This window comes from Shinella sp. 1A1, from assembly GCF_055379515.1.
The window spans coordinates 736,070-750,056 of the sequence record NZ_AP039672.1; the positions used below are offsets into that span (position 1 = coordinate 736,070).

10 protein-coding genes are annotated in these 13,987 nt (G+C 65.8%); 7 read left to right on the forward strand and 3 right to left on the reverse strand.

Going from position 1 to position 13,987, the window contains the following annotated elements; all coding sequences use genetic code 11:
* The 4 genes from ACZ48C_RS20090 (at nucleotide 1) to ACZ48C_RS20105 (ending at nucleotide 8,831) form a co-directional block, all read left to right on the forward strand.
* On the forward strand, nucleotides 1-3,051 hold the full coding sequence (locus ACZ48C_RS20090) for an aminotransferase class III-fold pyridoxal phosphate-dependent enzyme (RefSeq protein WP_464783821.1): 3,051 nt from the start codon (nucleotides 1-3) through the stop codon (nucleotides 3,049-3,051).
* Between the two features lie 90 nt (nucleotides 3,052-3,141).
* Nucleotides 3,142-4,152, forward strand: coding sequence for an amino acid ABC transporter substrate-binding protein (locus ACZ48C_RS20095; protein WP_464783822.1), 1,011 nt, complete (start codon nucleotides 3,142-3,144; stop codon nucleotides 4,150-4,152).
* Nucleotides 4,153-4,501: 349 nt separating this feature from the next.
* On the forward strand, nucleotides 4,502-5,674 hold the full coding sequence (locus tag ACZ48C_RS20100; RefSeq protein ID WP_464783823.1) for an efflux RND transporter periplasmic adaptor subunit: 1,173 nt from the start codon (nucleotides 4,502-4,504) through the stop codon (nucleotides 5,672-5,674).
* A gap of 13 nt (nucleotides 5,675-5,687) precedes the next feature.
* Nucleotides 5,688-8,831 (forward strand): efflux RND transporter permease subunit, encoded by a 3,144-nt coding sequence (locus tag ACZ48C_RS20105; RefSeq protein ID WP_464783824.1) that lies wholly within the window; start codon nucleotides 5,688-5,690, stop codon nucleotides 8,829-8,831.
* Between the two features lie 17 nt (nucleotides 8,832-8,848).
* Here the strand turns inward: ACZ48C_RS20105 and ACZ48C_RS20110 are convergent, their stop codons facing one another.
* Genes ACZ48C_RS20110 through ACZ48C_RS20120 form a run of 3 tightly spaced genes read right to left on the reverse strand, consistent with a single transcriptional unit; the run spans nucleotide 8,849 to nucleotide 10,865 of the window.
* Entirely contained in the window at nucleotides 8,849-9,463 is a 615-nt protein-coding gene (locus tag ACZ48C_RS20110; protein ID WP_424548164.1) for a YceI family protein, read from the reverse strand.
* Between the two features lie 37 nt (nucleotides 9,464-9,500).
* Nucleotides 9,501-10,346, reverse strand: a complete 846-nt coding sequence (locus ACZ48C_RS20115) for an arylamine N-acetyltransferase family protein (RefSeq protein ID WP_464783825.1) — start codon at nucleotides 10,344-10,346, stop codon at nucleotides 9,501-9,503.
* A gap of 57 nt (nucleotides 10,347-10,403) precedes the next feature.
* On the reverse strand, nucleotides 10,404-10,865 hold the full coding sequence (locus ACZ48C_RS20120) for a cupin domain-containing protein (protein ID WP_318912646.1): 462 nt from the start codon (nucleotides 10,863-10,865) through the stop codon (nucleotides 10,404-10,406).
* A gap of 278 nt (nucleotides 10,866-11,143) precedes the next feature.
* Between ACZ48C_RS20120 and ACZ48C_RS20125 the strand changes: the two genes are divergently transcribed.
* The 3 genes from ACZ48C_RS20125 (at nucleotide 11,144) to ACZ48C_RS20135 (ending at nucleotide 13,938) form a co-directional block, all read left to right on the forward strand.
* The gene (locus ACZ48C_RS20125) at nucleotides 11,144-11,614 is read left to right on the forward strand and encodes a pyridoxamine 5'-phosphate oxidase family protein (RefSeq protein WP_454631505.1); all 471 of its coding nucleotides are present in this window, start codon (nucleotides 11,144-11,146) and stop codon (nucleotides 11,612-11,614) included.
* Nucleotides 11,614-12,981, forward strand: a complete 1,368-nt coding sequence (locus tag ACZ48C_RS20130; protein WP_464783826.1) for a pyridoxamine 5'-phosphate oxidase family protein — start codon at nucleotides 11,614-11,616, stop codon at nucleotides 12,979-12,981. Before ACZ48C_RS20125 ends, ACZ48C_RS20130 begins: the two co-directional genes overlap by 1 nt.
* An 87-nt stretch (nucleotides 12,982-13,068) precedes the next feature.
* Nucleotides 13,069-13,938: a DMT family transporter gene (locus ACZ48C_RS20135; protein ID WP_119255613.1), complete on the forward strand. Its 870-nt coding sequence runs from the start codon at nucleotides 13,069-13,071 to the stop codon at nucleotides 13,936-13,938.
* Nucleotides 13,939-13,987 lie beyond the last annotated feature (49 nt).

Genomic DNA, 13,987 nt, shown 5'->3' on the forward strand with positions numbered 1-13,987 from the left:
ATGAACGACATGCTGACGACCACCCCGGACTTTTCCATCGAGGCCGCCGCCGCCCTCCTTCGCGAGCATTACGGCCTGACCGGCACGCTTTCGCCGCTCGCCAGCGAACGCGACCAGAATTTCAAGGTGGAAACGCCCGAGGGGATCTTCATCCTGAAGCTCGTCAACGCTGCCGAGCCGGAGGTCGAGAGCGATTTCCAGACCGCGCTGCTCGCCCATGTCGGTGCCCATGCCGGCGATCTGCCGGTGCCGCACATCCGCCCGACGCTTGCCGGTGCCAGCCTTGCCCGCGTCACCAGCCCGGGCGGCGCCAGCCACCGCGTCCGCCTCGTCAGCTGGGTGCACGGGCAGCCCCTTGCCGAGACGCAGCGCAGCGATGCCGCGCTCGTCTCCCTCGGGCGGATGCTCGGCCGGTTCGATGCCGCGCTGAAGGGCTTCATGCATCCGGGCGCGCTGCGCGACCTCGACTGGGATATCCGCAAGGCCGACCGCTCGGCCGACCGGCTGCACCATGTCACGGCTTCCGAGGACCGTGCGCTGCTCGAACGGTTCCTCGCCCGCTTTTCCGCGATCGAGCCGCGCCTTGCGACCCTGCGCGCCGCCGTCATCCATAACGATGCCAATGACTGGAACGTGCTGGTCGACGCGGCCGACCCGGATCGCGTTTCTGGCCTCATCGATTTCGGCGATGCGCTCCATGCACCGCTGATCGCGGAAGTCGCCATCGCCGCCGCCTATGCCGGCCTCGACCATGCCGATCCGATCGGCGCGGCCGCCGCCATCGCCCGCGGCTTCCATGCGGAATATCCGCTTCTGGAAGAGGAGGTCGATCTTCTCTACGACCTCATCGCCATCCGCCTCGTCACCTCGGTCACGATATCCGCCTCGCGCCGCGCCCATACCGACGACAATCCGTATCTCGCGATCAGCGAACGGCCTGCCTGGACGCTGCTGCGCAAGCTCGACCGGATGAACCCGCGCTTCGCCACCGCCATCCTGCGCAAGGCCTGCGGCTTCGAGGCCGCGCCCGGTGCGCGCACCGTCATCGACTGGCTTGCCGCCAACCGCAAGACCCTGGCACCGCTGCTCGAACGCCCGGCGGCGACCTATCCGGCCGCGCTGGTACCCTATGGCGACCCGGCCCATCCGATGACGGTCAAGTCCGCCGCCGAGCAGCCGGATGCGGCACAGGCCATCTGGGACGCCTATTGCCACGAAAACGGCATCGCGCTCGGCATCGGCCCGTGGGGCGAGGAGCGCACCGTCTATGCCGGCGAGATGTTCGTCTCGCGCTTCATCGAGGGAACGCGCCGCACGCACCATCTCGGCCTCGACCTCTTCATGGCGGCAGGCACCAAAGTCTTCACGCCGCTTGCCGCCACCGTCGTCAGCGTCGAGATCGAGAAGGATCCGCTCGGCTATGGCTGCCTGATCGCGCTGCGGCACGAACCCGAGGGCTGCCCGCCCTTCATCTCCCTCTGGGGCCATCTCGCCCATGAGGCCATGAGCCGCCTCAAGGCCGGCGACCGGCTGCAGGCCGGCGCGCTGGTCGGCGAAATGGGCGCCCCTTCGGAAAACGGCGGCTGGGCGCCGCACCTCCACCTCCAGCTTTCCACCGATACGAACCTTTCGGCCACCGAGATTCTTGGCGTCGGCGAGCCGCGCTATCTCGACGTCTGGGCCGAACTCTTCCCCGACGCCCGCACCTTCGGCGGCATCGCGCGGGAATTCTACGAGCGGGAGGGCCGCTCGCATGAGGAGATCGTCAAGATGCGGCGGGAGCTGCTTCTGCCGAACCTCTCCATCTCCTACGAAAAACCGATCAAGTTCGTGCGCGGCGAAGGCGTCTGGCTGATCGACGACGGCGGGCGGGCCTATCTCGACTGCTTCAACAATGTCTGCCACATCGGCCATGCCCATCCGGCCGTGGTGGAGGCCATGGCCAAGCAGGCCGGAACGCTCAACACCAATACCCGCTACCTGCACGACAATATCGTCGCCTATGCCGAGCGCCTGACGGGAACGTTGCCGAAGGAACTGACGGTCGCCGGCTTCGTCAACAGCGGCTCGGAGGCCAACAGCCTCGCGCTGCGCATGATGCGCGCCCATACCGGCCGCGAGAACGCCATCACGCTCGACTGGTCCTATCACGGCACGACGCAGGAGCTGATCGACATCAGCCCCTACAAGTTCCGCCGCAAGGGCGGCAAGGGGCCGAAGCCGCATGTCCATATCGCGGCCGTCCCCGACAGCTATCGCGCGCCGGCGGACTGGCCGCCTGAGGAGCACGGCAAACGCTTTGCCGAAAGCGTCGCGGAGCTGATCGCCGCCATGCAGGCGAAGGGCGAAGGCCCCGGCTTCTTCATCGCCGAATCCATCCCGAGCGTCGCCGGCCAGGTCTTCCTGCCGGAAGGCTACCTGAAGGAGGTCTACCGGCTGGTGCGCGAGGCGGGCGGCGTCTGCATCGCGGACGAGGTCCAGGTCGGCTTCGGCCGCGTCGGCAGCCATTGGTGGGCCTTCGAGACGCAGGGCGTCGTTCCCGATATCGTGACCATGGGCAAGCCGATCGGTGACGGCCATCCGATGGCCGCCGTGGTGACGACCCGCGAGGTCACCGACAGCTTCAACAACGGCATGGAATATTTCAACACCTTCGGCGGCAACCCGGTCTCCTGCGCCATCGGGCTTGCCGTGCTCGACGTCATCGAAAGCCAGGATCTGCGCGGCAATGCGCTTGCGATGGGCAACTACCTGATGGACGCCTTCCGCGACATGCAGAAGCGCCACGAGGTGATCGGCGACGTGCGCGGCCTCGGCCTCTTCCTCGGCATCGAGCTGGTGACCGACCGCAGGAGCAAGTCGCCCGCGACCGAATTCGCCCGCGCCGTCTCCAACGGCGCCCGCCGGCGCGGCGTGCTGATGGGCACGGAAGGCCCGCACGACAACGTGTTGAAGATGCGCCCGCCGATGATCTTCTCGAAACGCGATGCGGACCACCTGATCGCCGTTCTCGAGGACACCTTCGCCGACGTCGCAAGGACGCTCGGCTAAGGCAAGCCACACCGACAAACGAATACCCTGAGCCGGGAAAGCCCTTTCCCGGTCGGGATGAAGCATGCCCAGACAACGGAGGAGGAACCCATGAAACTCAAAGTCCTGACCATGGCCGCAGCGGCGCTTGCCGCCGGCACGGCCGCACAAGCCGGCACGTTCGACATCATCAAGGAGCGGGGCGAGGTGCGCTGCGGCGTCAGCCAAGGCGTGCTCGGCTTTTCGGTGCCGGACAAGGACGGGAAATGGGGCGGCTTCGACGTCGACTTCTGCCGCGCCGTCGCCGCCGTGACGCTCGGCAACCCGGACAAGGTGGCCTATGTGCCGCTTTCCACCAAGGACCGCTTCACCGCGCTGCAATCGGGCGAGGTCGATCTTCTCTCGCGCCAGACGACGTGGACGCTCTCGCGCGACACCGATCTTGGCATGAGCTTCGTCGGCGTCGCCTACTATGACGGCCAGGCCTTCATGATCAACAAGGACCTCGGCGTGAAGAGCGTCAAGGAAATCTCGGGCGCCTCCGTCTGCACGGAAACCGGCACGACGACCGAGCAGAACATGGCCGACTATTTCAGCGCCAACAAGATCGAATATCAGGTCATCGCCTTCGAGAAGCCGGACCAGACCGTGCAGGCCTTCAATACGGGCCGCTGCGACGTCTATTCCACCGATGCCTCCGCGCTCTACGCCCAGCGCCTGACGCTCAACGACCCGGACCGCTTCGTGGTCCTGCCCGAAGTCATCTCCAAGGAGCCGCTCGGCCCGGCCGTGCGCCAGGGCGACGACCAATGGTTCAAGATCGTGCGCTGGACGCTCTTTTCGCTGATCGAGGCGGAGGAGATGGGCATCACCCGGGAGAATGCCGCCTCGCTTCTCGAAAGCGGCACGGTCGCCCAGAAGCGCTTCCTCGGCATCGAGAGCGAAGCCGGCAAGACGCTCGGCCTCGATCCCAAGTGGGCCTATAACGCCGTTGCCGCCGTCGGCAATTACGGCGAGATCTTCGAGCGCCATCTCGGCAAGGAGAGCCCGCTCAAGATCGATCGCGGTCTCAACCGCCTCTGGAGCGACGGCGGACTGATGTACGCGCCGCCGGCCCGCTGACGACCAAGAATCGGGAAAACCTTCGCCGTGGCTCAACGCTGCGGCGAAGCGCTTTTTGGCGGCGGGATGGCGCCTCCCGCCGCCATCCGGTTTATGTCTGGTGGCCCCATTTTCGACGATACACGCCTGAATGGAATTAGGTGGACAAGATTTCACAATCCGGAAGCCGCCATATTCCTAAACAAATAGACAAACTTGTTATATGTAACAAATTGAAGTTTATACATATTACGTCTTTCTTGAAGGGTAACCTTCACCCAAAATTGTCACCACAATTATGCCTAGAGTCTGACGGCACATTCTGACCGGTTCAACATTTGCCCGGCAAGGCCGGCAAGGAGCACGGGTCATGGCGCGATGGGCAAAGGCGGTCGTTGCGGGCGTGCTGTGCATGGCGGCCGGCGTCTTTCTGGGGGCGAACTGGAGCAGCGGCTCGCTCTCGGGCGCCACGCATGCCGAGAACGCCGCCCCCGCCTCCGCTGTCCGTCGCAACATCGGCAAGCCCGCGGTCGTCGTCGCGGCCGCCGTCGCCCGGGATTTCCCCTTGAAGGTGCAGACCTTCGCCACGGTGCAGGCGCCGGCCACCACGGCGATCAGCGCCCGCGTCTCCAGCCAGATCACCGAAATCCATGTGAAGGACGGTCAGATCGTCAAGGCCGGCGACCTCCTCTTCGTGCTGGACGACCGTGCGCTGCAGGCGCAACTGGCGCGCGATCAGGCGACCCTCGCCAAGGACGAGGCGGGGCTTGCCAGCGCCATGGCCGAGCTTGACCGGGCAAAATCCCTCCTCGGCTCCAGCATCTCGCAACAGACGCTGGAAACCGCGCAGGCCGCCGCCAAGGCCGCGCAGGCGACCATCGGCGCCGACAGGGCGACGATCGATGCCGATAATGTCCAGATAAGCTATACCCGCATCACCGCGCCCTTCGACGGCAGGCTCGGCACGGTCGGCGTCAGCGTAGGCGACATGGTGGGCGGCACAGGCGCGACCACCAGCCTTGCGACCCTCACCGCCATCGACCCCGTGGAGGTCTCCTTCCGCCTGCCCGAGCGGGAGCTCCCCGCCATCAAGGCGGCGCTCGACGCCGGCCGGCCGCCGACGGTCACGGTGCTGCGCCCGGACAGCGGGGAGACGCTGGCCAAGGGGCCTCTCGATTTCATCGATTCCGCCGTCGACAACACGTCCGGCACCATTGCCATGCACGCGACCTTCGAAAACGGCAGCCAGGCCCTGTGGCCCGGCCAGTCGGTGACCGTCGTCGTCGAGAAGAGCGTGCTGGCCTCGGCGATCACCGTGCCGGCCGTCGCCATCCAGCCCGGGCAGGATTCCGCCTTCGTCTTCGTCGTCAAGCCGGACGACACGATCGAGCGCCGGCCTGTGACGGTCGCCGCCTCCGACGACGTGTCCGCCGCCGTCGACAAGGGGCTTGCCGCGGGGGAAAAGGTGGTCGTCGAGGGCCAGTTGAACCTGCGCCCCGGCCAGGCGGTCACGACGGCCGACGCGCCATCGGCCGATTCATGAGGATGGACGGGCCATGTCGCTCTCGCAATTCTGCATCCGCCGCCCCGTCGCCACGCTGCTCCTGTCGATCGCCATGGTCGTCGCGGGCCTCTTCGCCTATGTGAACCTTCCCGTCGCAGCGCTGCCGCGCGCCGATTTCCCGGTCATCAACGTCTCGGCCTCGCTGCCCGGCGCCTCGGCCGAGACAATGGCGCAGTCGGTGGCCACGCCCCTCATCAAGCAGTTCTCGACCATCGCCGGCATCGACAGCATCTCCACCACGAATGCGCTCGGCAGCACCTCAATCGCCATCCAGTTCGAGCTGAACCGCGACATAGACGCCGCGGCCGCCGACGTGCAGGCTGCGATCACCCGCACGCAGCGCCAGCTTCCGCCGGAAATGACCAATCCGCCGAGCTACCGCAAGGTCAATCCCGCCGATGCGCCGATCCTGCTGCTGGCCCTCAGAAGCGACACCGTTCCGCTGACGCGCCTCGACGCCTTCGCCGAGGACGTCATCTCCCCGACGCTGTCGACGCTTGACGGCGTGGCGCAGGTCTCGGTTCTCGGCAGCCAGCAATATGCGGTGCGCATCCAGATCGACCCGGATGCGCTCGCCGCCCGCGGCATCTCGGTTCCCGCGCTTCAGCAGGCGATCACCGACGCCAACAGCGACACGCCCCTCGGCACGCTCCGGTCCGAGGGGCGGCAACTGACCATCGTCACCGACGGCGGTCTCGAGAATGCGGCCGCCTTCTCGAAGATCATCGTCAGCAACGGCGCGGGCGGCCCCGTGCGGCTTGGCGACGTGACGAAGGTTGTCGATTCCGTCGCCAATACGCAGGTGGCGAGCTGGTACGACGGTTCGCGCGCCATCATCCTCGCCGTGCAGCGCCAGCCGGATGCCAACACCGTCGCCGTGGTGGACCGCGTGCAGACCATGCTGGAGACCTTTCGCCAGCAATTGCCCGCCGGCGCGAGCCTGGAGACGCTGAACGACCGCTCCCGCTCCATCCGCGCGGCCGTCAGCGACGTGCAGTTCACGCTGATGCTGACGATCGGCCTCGTCGTGATGGTGATCTTCCTGTTCATCCGGCGCCTGCGGGCGACGCTGATCCCGGCCGTCGCCGTTCCCGTCTCCATCATCGCCACCTTCGCGGTGATGTATCTGCTCGGCCTTTCCATCGACAACATATCGCTGATGGCGCTCACCATTTCCGTCGGCCTCGTGGTCGACGACGCCATCGTGATGCTGGAGAATATCGTCCGGCACATGGAGGAAGAGGGCAAGGGCGCCTTCCAGGCGGCGCTCGACGGGGCGTCGGAGATCGGCTTCACCATCATCGCGATCTCCCTCTCCCTCGTCGCGGTCTTCCTGCCGATCCTCCTGATGGGCGGCGTCGTCGGCAAGATCTTCAACGAATTCGCGGTAGTGGTCACGGTCGCGATCCTCGCCTCGGCCTTCGTCTCGCTGACCCTGACGCCCATGCTCGCCGCCCGCCTCCCCAAGGGGGCGATGCCCACCGAAGGCGTGCAGGAGCGCGGCATCGGCGGCTGGCTGGAGAAAGGCTTCGCCAAGGTCCTTTCCGGCTACGACCGGGGCCTTGCGTTTTGCCTGCGCTTCCGCTTCGCGGTCCTTCTCGTCTTCTTCGCCACGATCGCCGTCACGGTCTATCAGGTCTCGACGATCCCGAAGGGGTTCTTCCCGCAGGAGGATATCGGCCAGCTCCAGGTCACCACGCAGGCACGGCCCGACATTTCCTTCGACGCCATGTCCGCCCTGCAGGCCAAGGTCGAGGACGTCTTCCGCAAATCGCCCTATGTCGCCAATGTCGGAAGCTCGGTCGGCGCCTCCGGTCAATCCTCGCTGCTGAATTCCGGCCGACTTTTCGTGGAACTCAAGCCGAAGACCGAGCGCCCCGCGCTTGCAACCGTGCTGCGGGACCTGCGCCGGCAGCTCTCCACCATCGCCGGCGTCCAGACCTTCATGTCGCCGGCGCAAAACCTCTCCATCGGCGCGCGCGGTTCGGCGAGCCAGTACCAGCTCGTGGTCCAGAGCCTCGACCAGGACAAGATGAACGAGTGGTCGGGCAAGCTCGTCGACGCGATGCGCGCCGAGCCGGCTTTCTTCCTCGATGTCAATTCCGACCTGCAGAACAGTGCGCCGCAGGCACGCCTCGTTGTCGACAAGGACAAGGCGGCCGCGCTCGGCGTCGACACGGGCACCTTGCGCAGCGCGCTTTACGGCGGCTTCGGCTCCCAGCAGATCAGCACAATCTTCTCGGCATCCGACAGCTATGACGTGATCATGGAACTCGATCCCGCCATCCACTGGTCGCCGGAGCGGCTGGAGCAGATGGAGGTGCCCGCCGGCGGCGGCAAGCTCGTGCCGATCGGCGCCTTCGCACATATGGAGATGACGGCGGGTCTTCTCACCGTCAACCAGCTCGGCCAGCTTCCGGCCGTCACCCTTTCCTACAACCTGCCCGCCGGGGTGCCGCTCGACGCCAGCATGGCCGAGATCGCCCGCTTGAAAGCCGATATCGGCCTGCCCGCGGACGTCTCCACGCAATATTACGGCACGGCGAAGACCTTCCAGGATTCCGTCGCCAACCAGGGGCTGCTGATCCTTGCGGCAGTCCTGACCATCTACATCGTGCTCGGCATCCTCTACGAGAGCTTCATCCATCCGCTGACCATCCTCTCGGGCCTGCCATCGGCCGTATCGGGCGCGCTCCTCGCCATCGGTGTCTCGGGCTTCGACCTCTCGGTCATCGCGGTGATCGGCCTCCTGATGCTCATCGGCATCGTCAAGAAGAACGCCATCATGATGATCGACGTCGCGCTGACGCTGCAGCGGCAGGGCCTTGCCGCGCGCGACGCCATCCACAAGGCCTGCCTGCTGCGCTTCCGCCCGATCATGATGACGACGCTGGCGGCGATCATGGGCACGCTGCCCATCGCGCTCGGCAGCGGCGCCAGTTCCGAGCTCCGCCAGCCCCTCGGCGTGGCCGTGGTCGGCGGCCTGATCGTCTCGCAGACCCTAACGCTCTTCGTAACGCCGGTGATCTACCTCTACATGGAGGGGCTCAAGGACGCGGTCCGCAGGCTCTTCGGCGGCACGAGGAAGAGCGCACCCGCCGATGCGCTTTCCGTCAGGGTGTCGTCCGAGTCCTGAAGTGGCCGGCTCGTCCTTCACTCGAAGGCGTAGTCGGCGGGAACCATCTGCGTCTCGATGGCGAAGGTGACCTCGTCGCCGAGTTCGGGAATGGCGAAGTCCAGACCCCATTCGCTGCGCTTGATGCTGCCGGTCGCCGAGAAGCCGATCTTCGGCACACCCATCATCGGGTGCTCGGCCATCGAGCCGTTGAAGGTGACGTCGAGTTTCGCCGGATGCGTCTCGCCCCGGAAGGTCAAGAGACCCTCGACGGTGCCCGTCTTCTCGCCCGTCACATGAACGCTTTTCGAGACGAAGGTGATGGGCTTGTCCGCCAGGAACGTCTCCTCGCCGCCGATTTCCCTGTCGAAGTCCACCTTCTCCGGCCAGGGATAGTCGGTGCGGACCGAGAGGGGATCGATGGTGACCGAGAGCGTCGAGGCCTCAGGCCTTTCCGGCTTCCAGTCGAGGCGCGCATCGACCCTGGTGAAGCGCGCCGTATAGTGCGACAGACCGGAATGGTTGAACGACCAGTTGAAGCTCGAATGCGATGGGTCGGTCTTGTAGGCCCCGCCCGGCGCCGGGTCGGTGGGGGCGGCAAATACGGCGGTGCTCAGGCCAAATGCGAAGGCGAATGCGGTGATGCGAAGCATGGATGTTTCCTTGGCTGCAGGGTGATACGAGGCGGGTTCAGGCGGCCTTGTCGCGGCCGATGGCCTGAAGGCGCTCGAAGACACAGGCCGGATTTGGAACGTCGAGATCGAACACGATCCCGAACGTATCGGCGAGCTGGTCGGCGCTGGTAATGCGCTGCTCGGTGAGGCTTGCCGCCGTCACCCGACGCAGACAGTCGTTCTGCAGGGCGACATAGCCGTCCGCCGTGTGTCGCAGGATCGCGAGCGCATTGGTGAACGGCGAGCCGGGATCCTGCATCAGCCAGCCCTGCGTGGCGGCCATCGCGGCCTCGTCGCTATGGTCGGGCCGGAAGTCGAAGCTCTTCGCGATGCCGCGCACATGGTTGTTGAAGCGCAGCCAGCCGCCGTCGGCCGGCACGATCGAGAAGTCGAAGCCGCGCTGGCTGATCGGTCCGGCGGCAAGCGGAACCGGCTCGACGATGGCATCCGCGATGCCGACCTCGGCGAGATAGGGACGGTCGAGATCGACCCGCAGCGTCAGGTGGTTGCCGATGGCGATATCGCCGAGCTTTTCCCGGTCGACGCCGCCGCAAAGACGGGTCACGCGGAAACCGAGGGCGGCGAGCGCCGCACCGAAGAGGCCGTTCATCTCGTAGCACCACCCGCCGCGTCGCCCCTCGACCATCTTCGCGAAGGCCGCGGCCGGGGCGACAGAGGACGACCAGCCCATGAAGGCGTCCAGCGCCTCCCAGGTGAAGGTCATCAGATGGGCGCGGTGCAGCTGCGACAGGCTTGCGATATCGAGGCGGGCCGGCCGCTCCATTCCGATGCGGGCGAGATAGGCGTCGAGCTGCGCGGCAGTCAGGGTCATTGCGTTTTCGTTCGAAGGCACGTGCGTCATCCTTCGGTCTCCTTTCGATGGACCGTTATCCGGGGTCCGATGTTGGTTTGAGAGGGTTCAGGCGACCTTGCGGTCGTCGTCAGGCGGGAAGGTCAGGCCGAAATCCTTCGCAAGGGATGCGATCTCTTCGGGCGTCCCGGGCTTGCAGAGTTCGACGATCGGAAAGAAGCTTTCGAAGCCGCCCGGCGTGACGACGACCATCAGACGCCCCTCCGTCTGCCCGACATTGCAGAAGCGGTGCGGCACGCCGCGCGGCAGGGCGATGCAGCCGCCTTCCGTCAATTCGACATAGTCGCCGGCGCACCAGAAGCCGAAGCGGCCGGCAAGGACGCGGAAGAACTCGTCTTCACGCTCGTGCGCATGCAGCGGCGGACCTTCGCCGGCCGGCACGAATGCCTCGAACATGCCGAGCGAACCGCCCGTATTGGCCGCCATCATGCGGATGACATGCCTGCCGAATGCCATGGCCGGCGTCCCGTGCCCAGAAGGCGATATCGCCGCGTGGGTGAAGTTTTTCATCTCGTTCTCCAGGTTCGGGCCGCACCGATGCAGCCTCTCTTGCGGCCGGATACAGAAATCGCGTCCCCGCTCCGGCGTCCGGAGCGTGGTTCGACGTCTTTCTCGCAGGCGGCACGAGCCGCCGATGACGGGCAGATGATGGTTATCCAGGCCGTCCAGCCGGTACGCTTTCCCTATAGCGCGGCCTGGAAAACGGCGTTCCTAAATGAATGTGCAAGCCGTGCCTAATATCCTAAAAGTTTGCTAAGAATGGCGGGGACACGCAGCAGGGGACGGCAGTGCGGCTCGACGACAGGCTTATCGACTTTTTCAATCGGCCACTGATGTGCATCGTCGCGGCAGCCGACGCGGCGCGCCGGCCATCGGCCGGGCGCGGCATCGGTTTCCGGCTCCTCGAAGACCGCGAGACGATCGACGTCATGTTTTCCGCCTGGCAATGGCCGCGGCTCGAAACCTGCATCCAGCAGACGGAGCGGCTTGCCGCCACCTTCGTCAGCCCATCGGACTATGTCAGCTTCCAGCTCAAGGGCTCTGCCACGATGCGGAACACAGAGCCACGTGACCTCGAACATGCCGGCCGGTTCATCGTGGCGGCGACGAACGAACTCGAGTCGCTCGGCGTCTCCGGCCATCTCATCGCGCCATGGCTGACCGCGCGGGAGGCGCGGGTCGCCCGGCTTGCGATCAGCGAAATCTATGTACAGACCCCCGGCCCCCTCGCCGGCATGCTGGCAGGCGCGAGGTCCTGATGAGCTTGCGTCTTTCCGACCTTTCCGCCTGCTTCGAGGGTGTCATCCCCTCCATCATCGCCACCGCCTCGGCCGATGGCATGCCGAACATTTCCTATCTTTCCCATGTGGTGCGGATGGATGAGGAGCACGTCGCGCTCTCCAATCAGTTCTTCGCCAAGACGGCGGCGAATGTGCGCGCCAATCCCAAGGTCACGCTGATCCTCGTCGACGGCTTCACCGGCGACCAGTTCCTGCTCGACATCGGCTTCGTGCGCTCCGTCGATGCCGGACCGCTCTTCGACAAGATCGCCCGCCAGTTGAAAGCAAGCAGCGCGCAGGTCGGCATGTCGGACGTCATGCGGCTGAAAAGCGCCGATATCTTTCGCGTGCACGGCATCGAGAAGGTCCCATCGCCGGTGGAGACCATGCCGGCGATGGGAGGCCGGCCTCCCGTGAGCCTTCCCGCCCTTTCGGCGGCGATCAAGGCCATCGAGCGACAGGCCGAGGCGGACGAGATCATCGACAGCCTGCTGTGCGGCGTCGAACGCGTTCTCGGATACGGCAATGCGCTCGTGCTGATCCACGACGGCCACCGCGGCTGCCTGATCACCACCGGCAGCATCGGCTATCCGCGCTCGGGGCTCGGCTCGGAGATCGCCGGCAGCGAAGGCATGATCGGTGCCGCGGCGACGAGCGGCCAGACGGTCAAGGTCAGCGACATGAGCCGTGTGCGCCGGTTCGGCGAAGCCATCGGCCTCGACGCGGAGAAAGAGGAAGAGGCGACACGCAGCATCGCCTTCCCGCACCTGCCGACCGTCATGAGCCAGATCGCCGTTCCGATGCTTGCCCGCGGCGCCGTGACGGGCGTGCTTTTCGTCGAAAGCGAGCAACGGCTGGCCTTCCGCGAGGAAGACGAGGCGGCTCTCGAAATCCTGGCGGGACAGGCAGCGAGCGCTCTGAGGGCCAGCGAGCGGGAAGCGGCCGCTACCGAACCGGGGCAAGTGCTCCCCCTGCCCCGACCGGTGGCCGGCCGGGAAATTCGCGTCGCCCATCACCGTTTCGACGATAGCGTCTTCATCGACGGCACCTATATCGTGAAGGGCGTTGCCGGCATGCTGCTGCGCCTCATGCTGGAATGGCACCTGAACGAGGGGCGCAGCGAATTCACGAACCGGGAAATGCGGCTCGCCGCCGGCGCCCGTATGCCGGAAATCAAGGACAATCTCGAAACCCGCCTCCTCCTGCTCAGGCGCCGGCTCGAGGAAAAGCAGGCGCCCGTCCGCCTCGTTCGCGTCGGCAGGGGCCGCGTCCGGCTGGAGGCGGAAGGACCGCTCGTCCTCGACGCCGCCGCGGGCGATCAGCCACACGGCGGCGCCGCAATGTGAAATAGAACCGCGGGCGGGCATGTTTGTCCGCGCCCCGGCGAAAGGCCTGTGCTATCTGGAGGAAACGATTCTTCAGTAGATTGTCCCATGAGCCCCAAGACCCGCGGCTATCTTTTTGCCTTCCTGGCGATCTGCATCTTTGCCGGCCAGGATGCGATCACCAAGTATCTTGGCGATCGCTATCCGGCGCTCTTCATCACCATGATACGGTTCTGGGCGTTCGCGCTCTTCGTGTTCGGCTTTGCCGCCACCTCGCCGGGCGGCGTAAGGGCGGCCATCCGCACGCGGCGGCCCTGGCTGCAGATCGTCCGCGGGCTCCTGCTCGTCGCGGAGATCGTCATCATCGTCTTTTCCTATGTGCATGCCGGGCTGGCCATGAGCCAGTCGATCTTCCAGGCGACGCCGCTCATCATCACCGTCCTGTCCATCCCCCTTCTCGGGGAAGCCGTCGGCTGGCGCCGCGGTACGGCGGTGCTGATCGGCCTTCTCGGGGTGCTGGTGATCATCAATCCCGTCGACATCCATTTCGACATGTCGCTGCTCCTGCCGCTGGCCGCATCGGTGCTGTTCGCGCTCTACAGCATCGCGACGCGCGCGGTGAGCCGCGAGGATACGGCGGTGACGAGCCTCTTCTATGCCGGCGTCGCCGGCGCCGTGGCGATCTCGCTGATCGGGCCGTTCTACTGGAGCACGGTAAAGCCTTCCGACTGGTTCGCCCTCGCCGCGCTCTGCGTCTGCGGCACCCTCAGCCACTATTTCCTCATCCGCGCCTACGGGCTCCTGCCGGCCGCCGAAGTCCAGCCGGTGACCTATTTCCAGCTCGTTCTCAACGTCATCGTCGCCGTCAGCCTCTTCGGCGAGAACGTCACGCTGAACATGGTCATCGGCGCCCTCATCGTCGTCGGCGCCGGCCTCTTCACCATCTGGCGCGAACACCAACTGGCAAAGCGGTCGTAGCTCAAGACTCTGTGGGGCGCCGAAACCAGATCGGGCGTGTCGAGAGTTA

Bases quoted from the DNA above. Each gene is read 5' to 3' on its own strand.
- ACZ48C_RS20090 (WP_464783821.1), top strand. From the start codon at position 1: ATGAACGACATGCTGACGACCACCCCGGACTTTTCCATCGAGGCCGCC.
- ACZ48C_RS20095 (WP_464783822.1), top strand. From the start codon at position 3,142: ATGAAACTCAAAGTCCTGACCATGGCCGCAGCGGCGCTTGCCGCCGGC.
- ACZ48C_RS20100 (WP_464783823.1), top strand. From the start codon at position 4,502: ATGGCGCGATGGGCAAAGGCGGTCGTTGCGGGCGTGCTGTGCATGGCG.
- ACZ48C_RS20105 (WP_464783824.1), top strand. From the start codon at position 5,688: ATGTCGCTCTCGCAATTCTGCATCCGCCGCCCCGTCGCCACGCTGCTC.
- ACZ48C_RS20110 (WP_424548164.1), bottom strand. From the start codon at position 9,463: ATGCTTCGCATCACCGCATTCGCCTTCGCATTTGGCCTGAGCACCGCC.
- ACZ48C_RS20115 (WP_464783825.1), bottom strand. From the start codon at position 10,346: ATGACGCACGTGCCTTCGAACGAAAACGCAATGACCCTGACTGCCGCG.
- ACZ48C_RS20120 (WP_318912646.1), bottom strand. From the start codon at position 10,865: ATGAAAAACTTCACCCACGCGGCGATATCGCCTTCTGGGCACGGGACG.
- ACZ48C_RS20130 (WP_464783826.1), top strand. From the start codon at position 11,614: ATGAGCTTGCGTCTTTCCGACCTTTCCGCCTGCTTCGAGGGTGTCATC.
- ACZ48C_RS20135 (WP_119255613.1), top strand. From the start codon at position 13,069: ATGAGCCCCAAGACCCGCGGCTATCTTTTTGCCTTCCTGGCGATCTGC.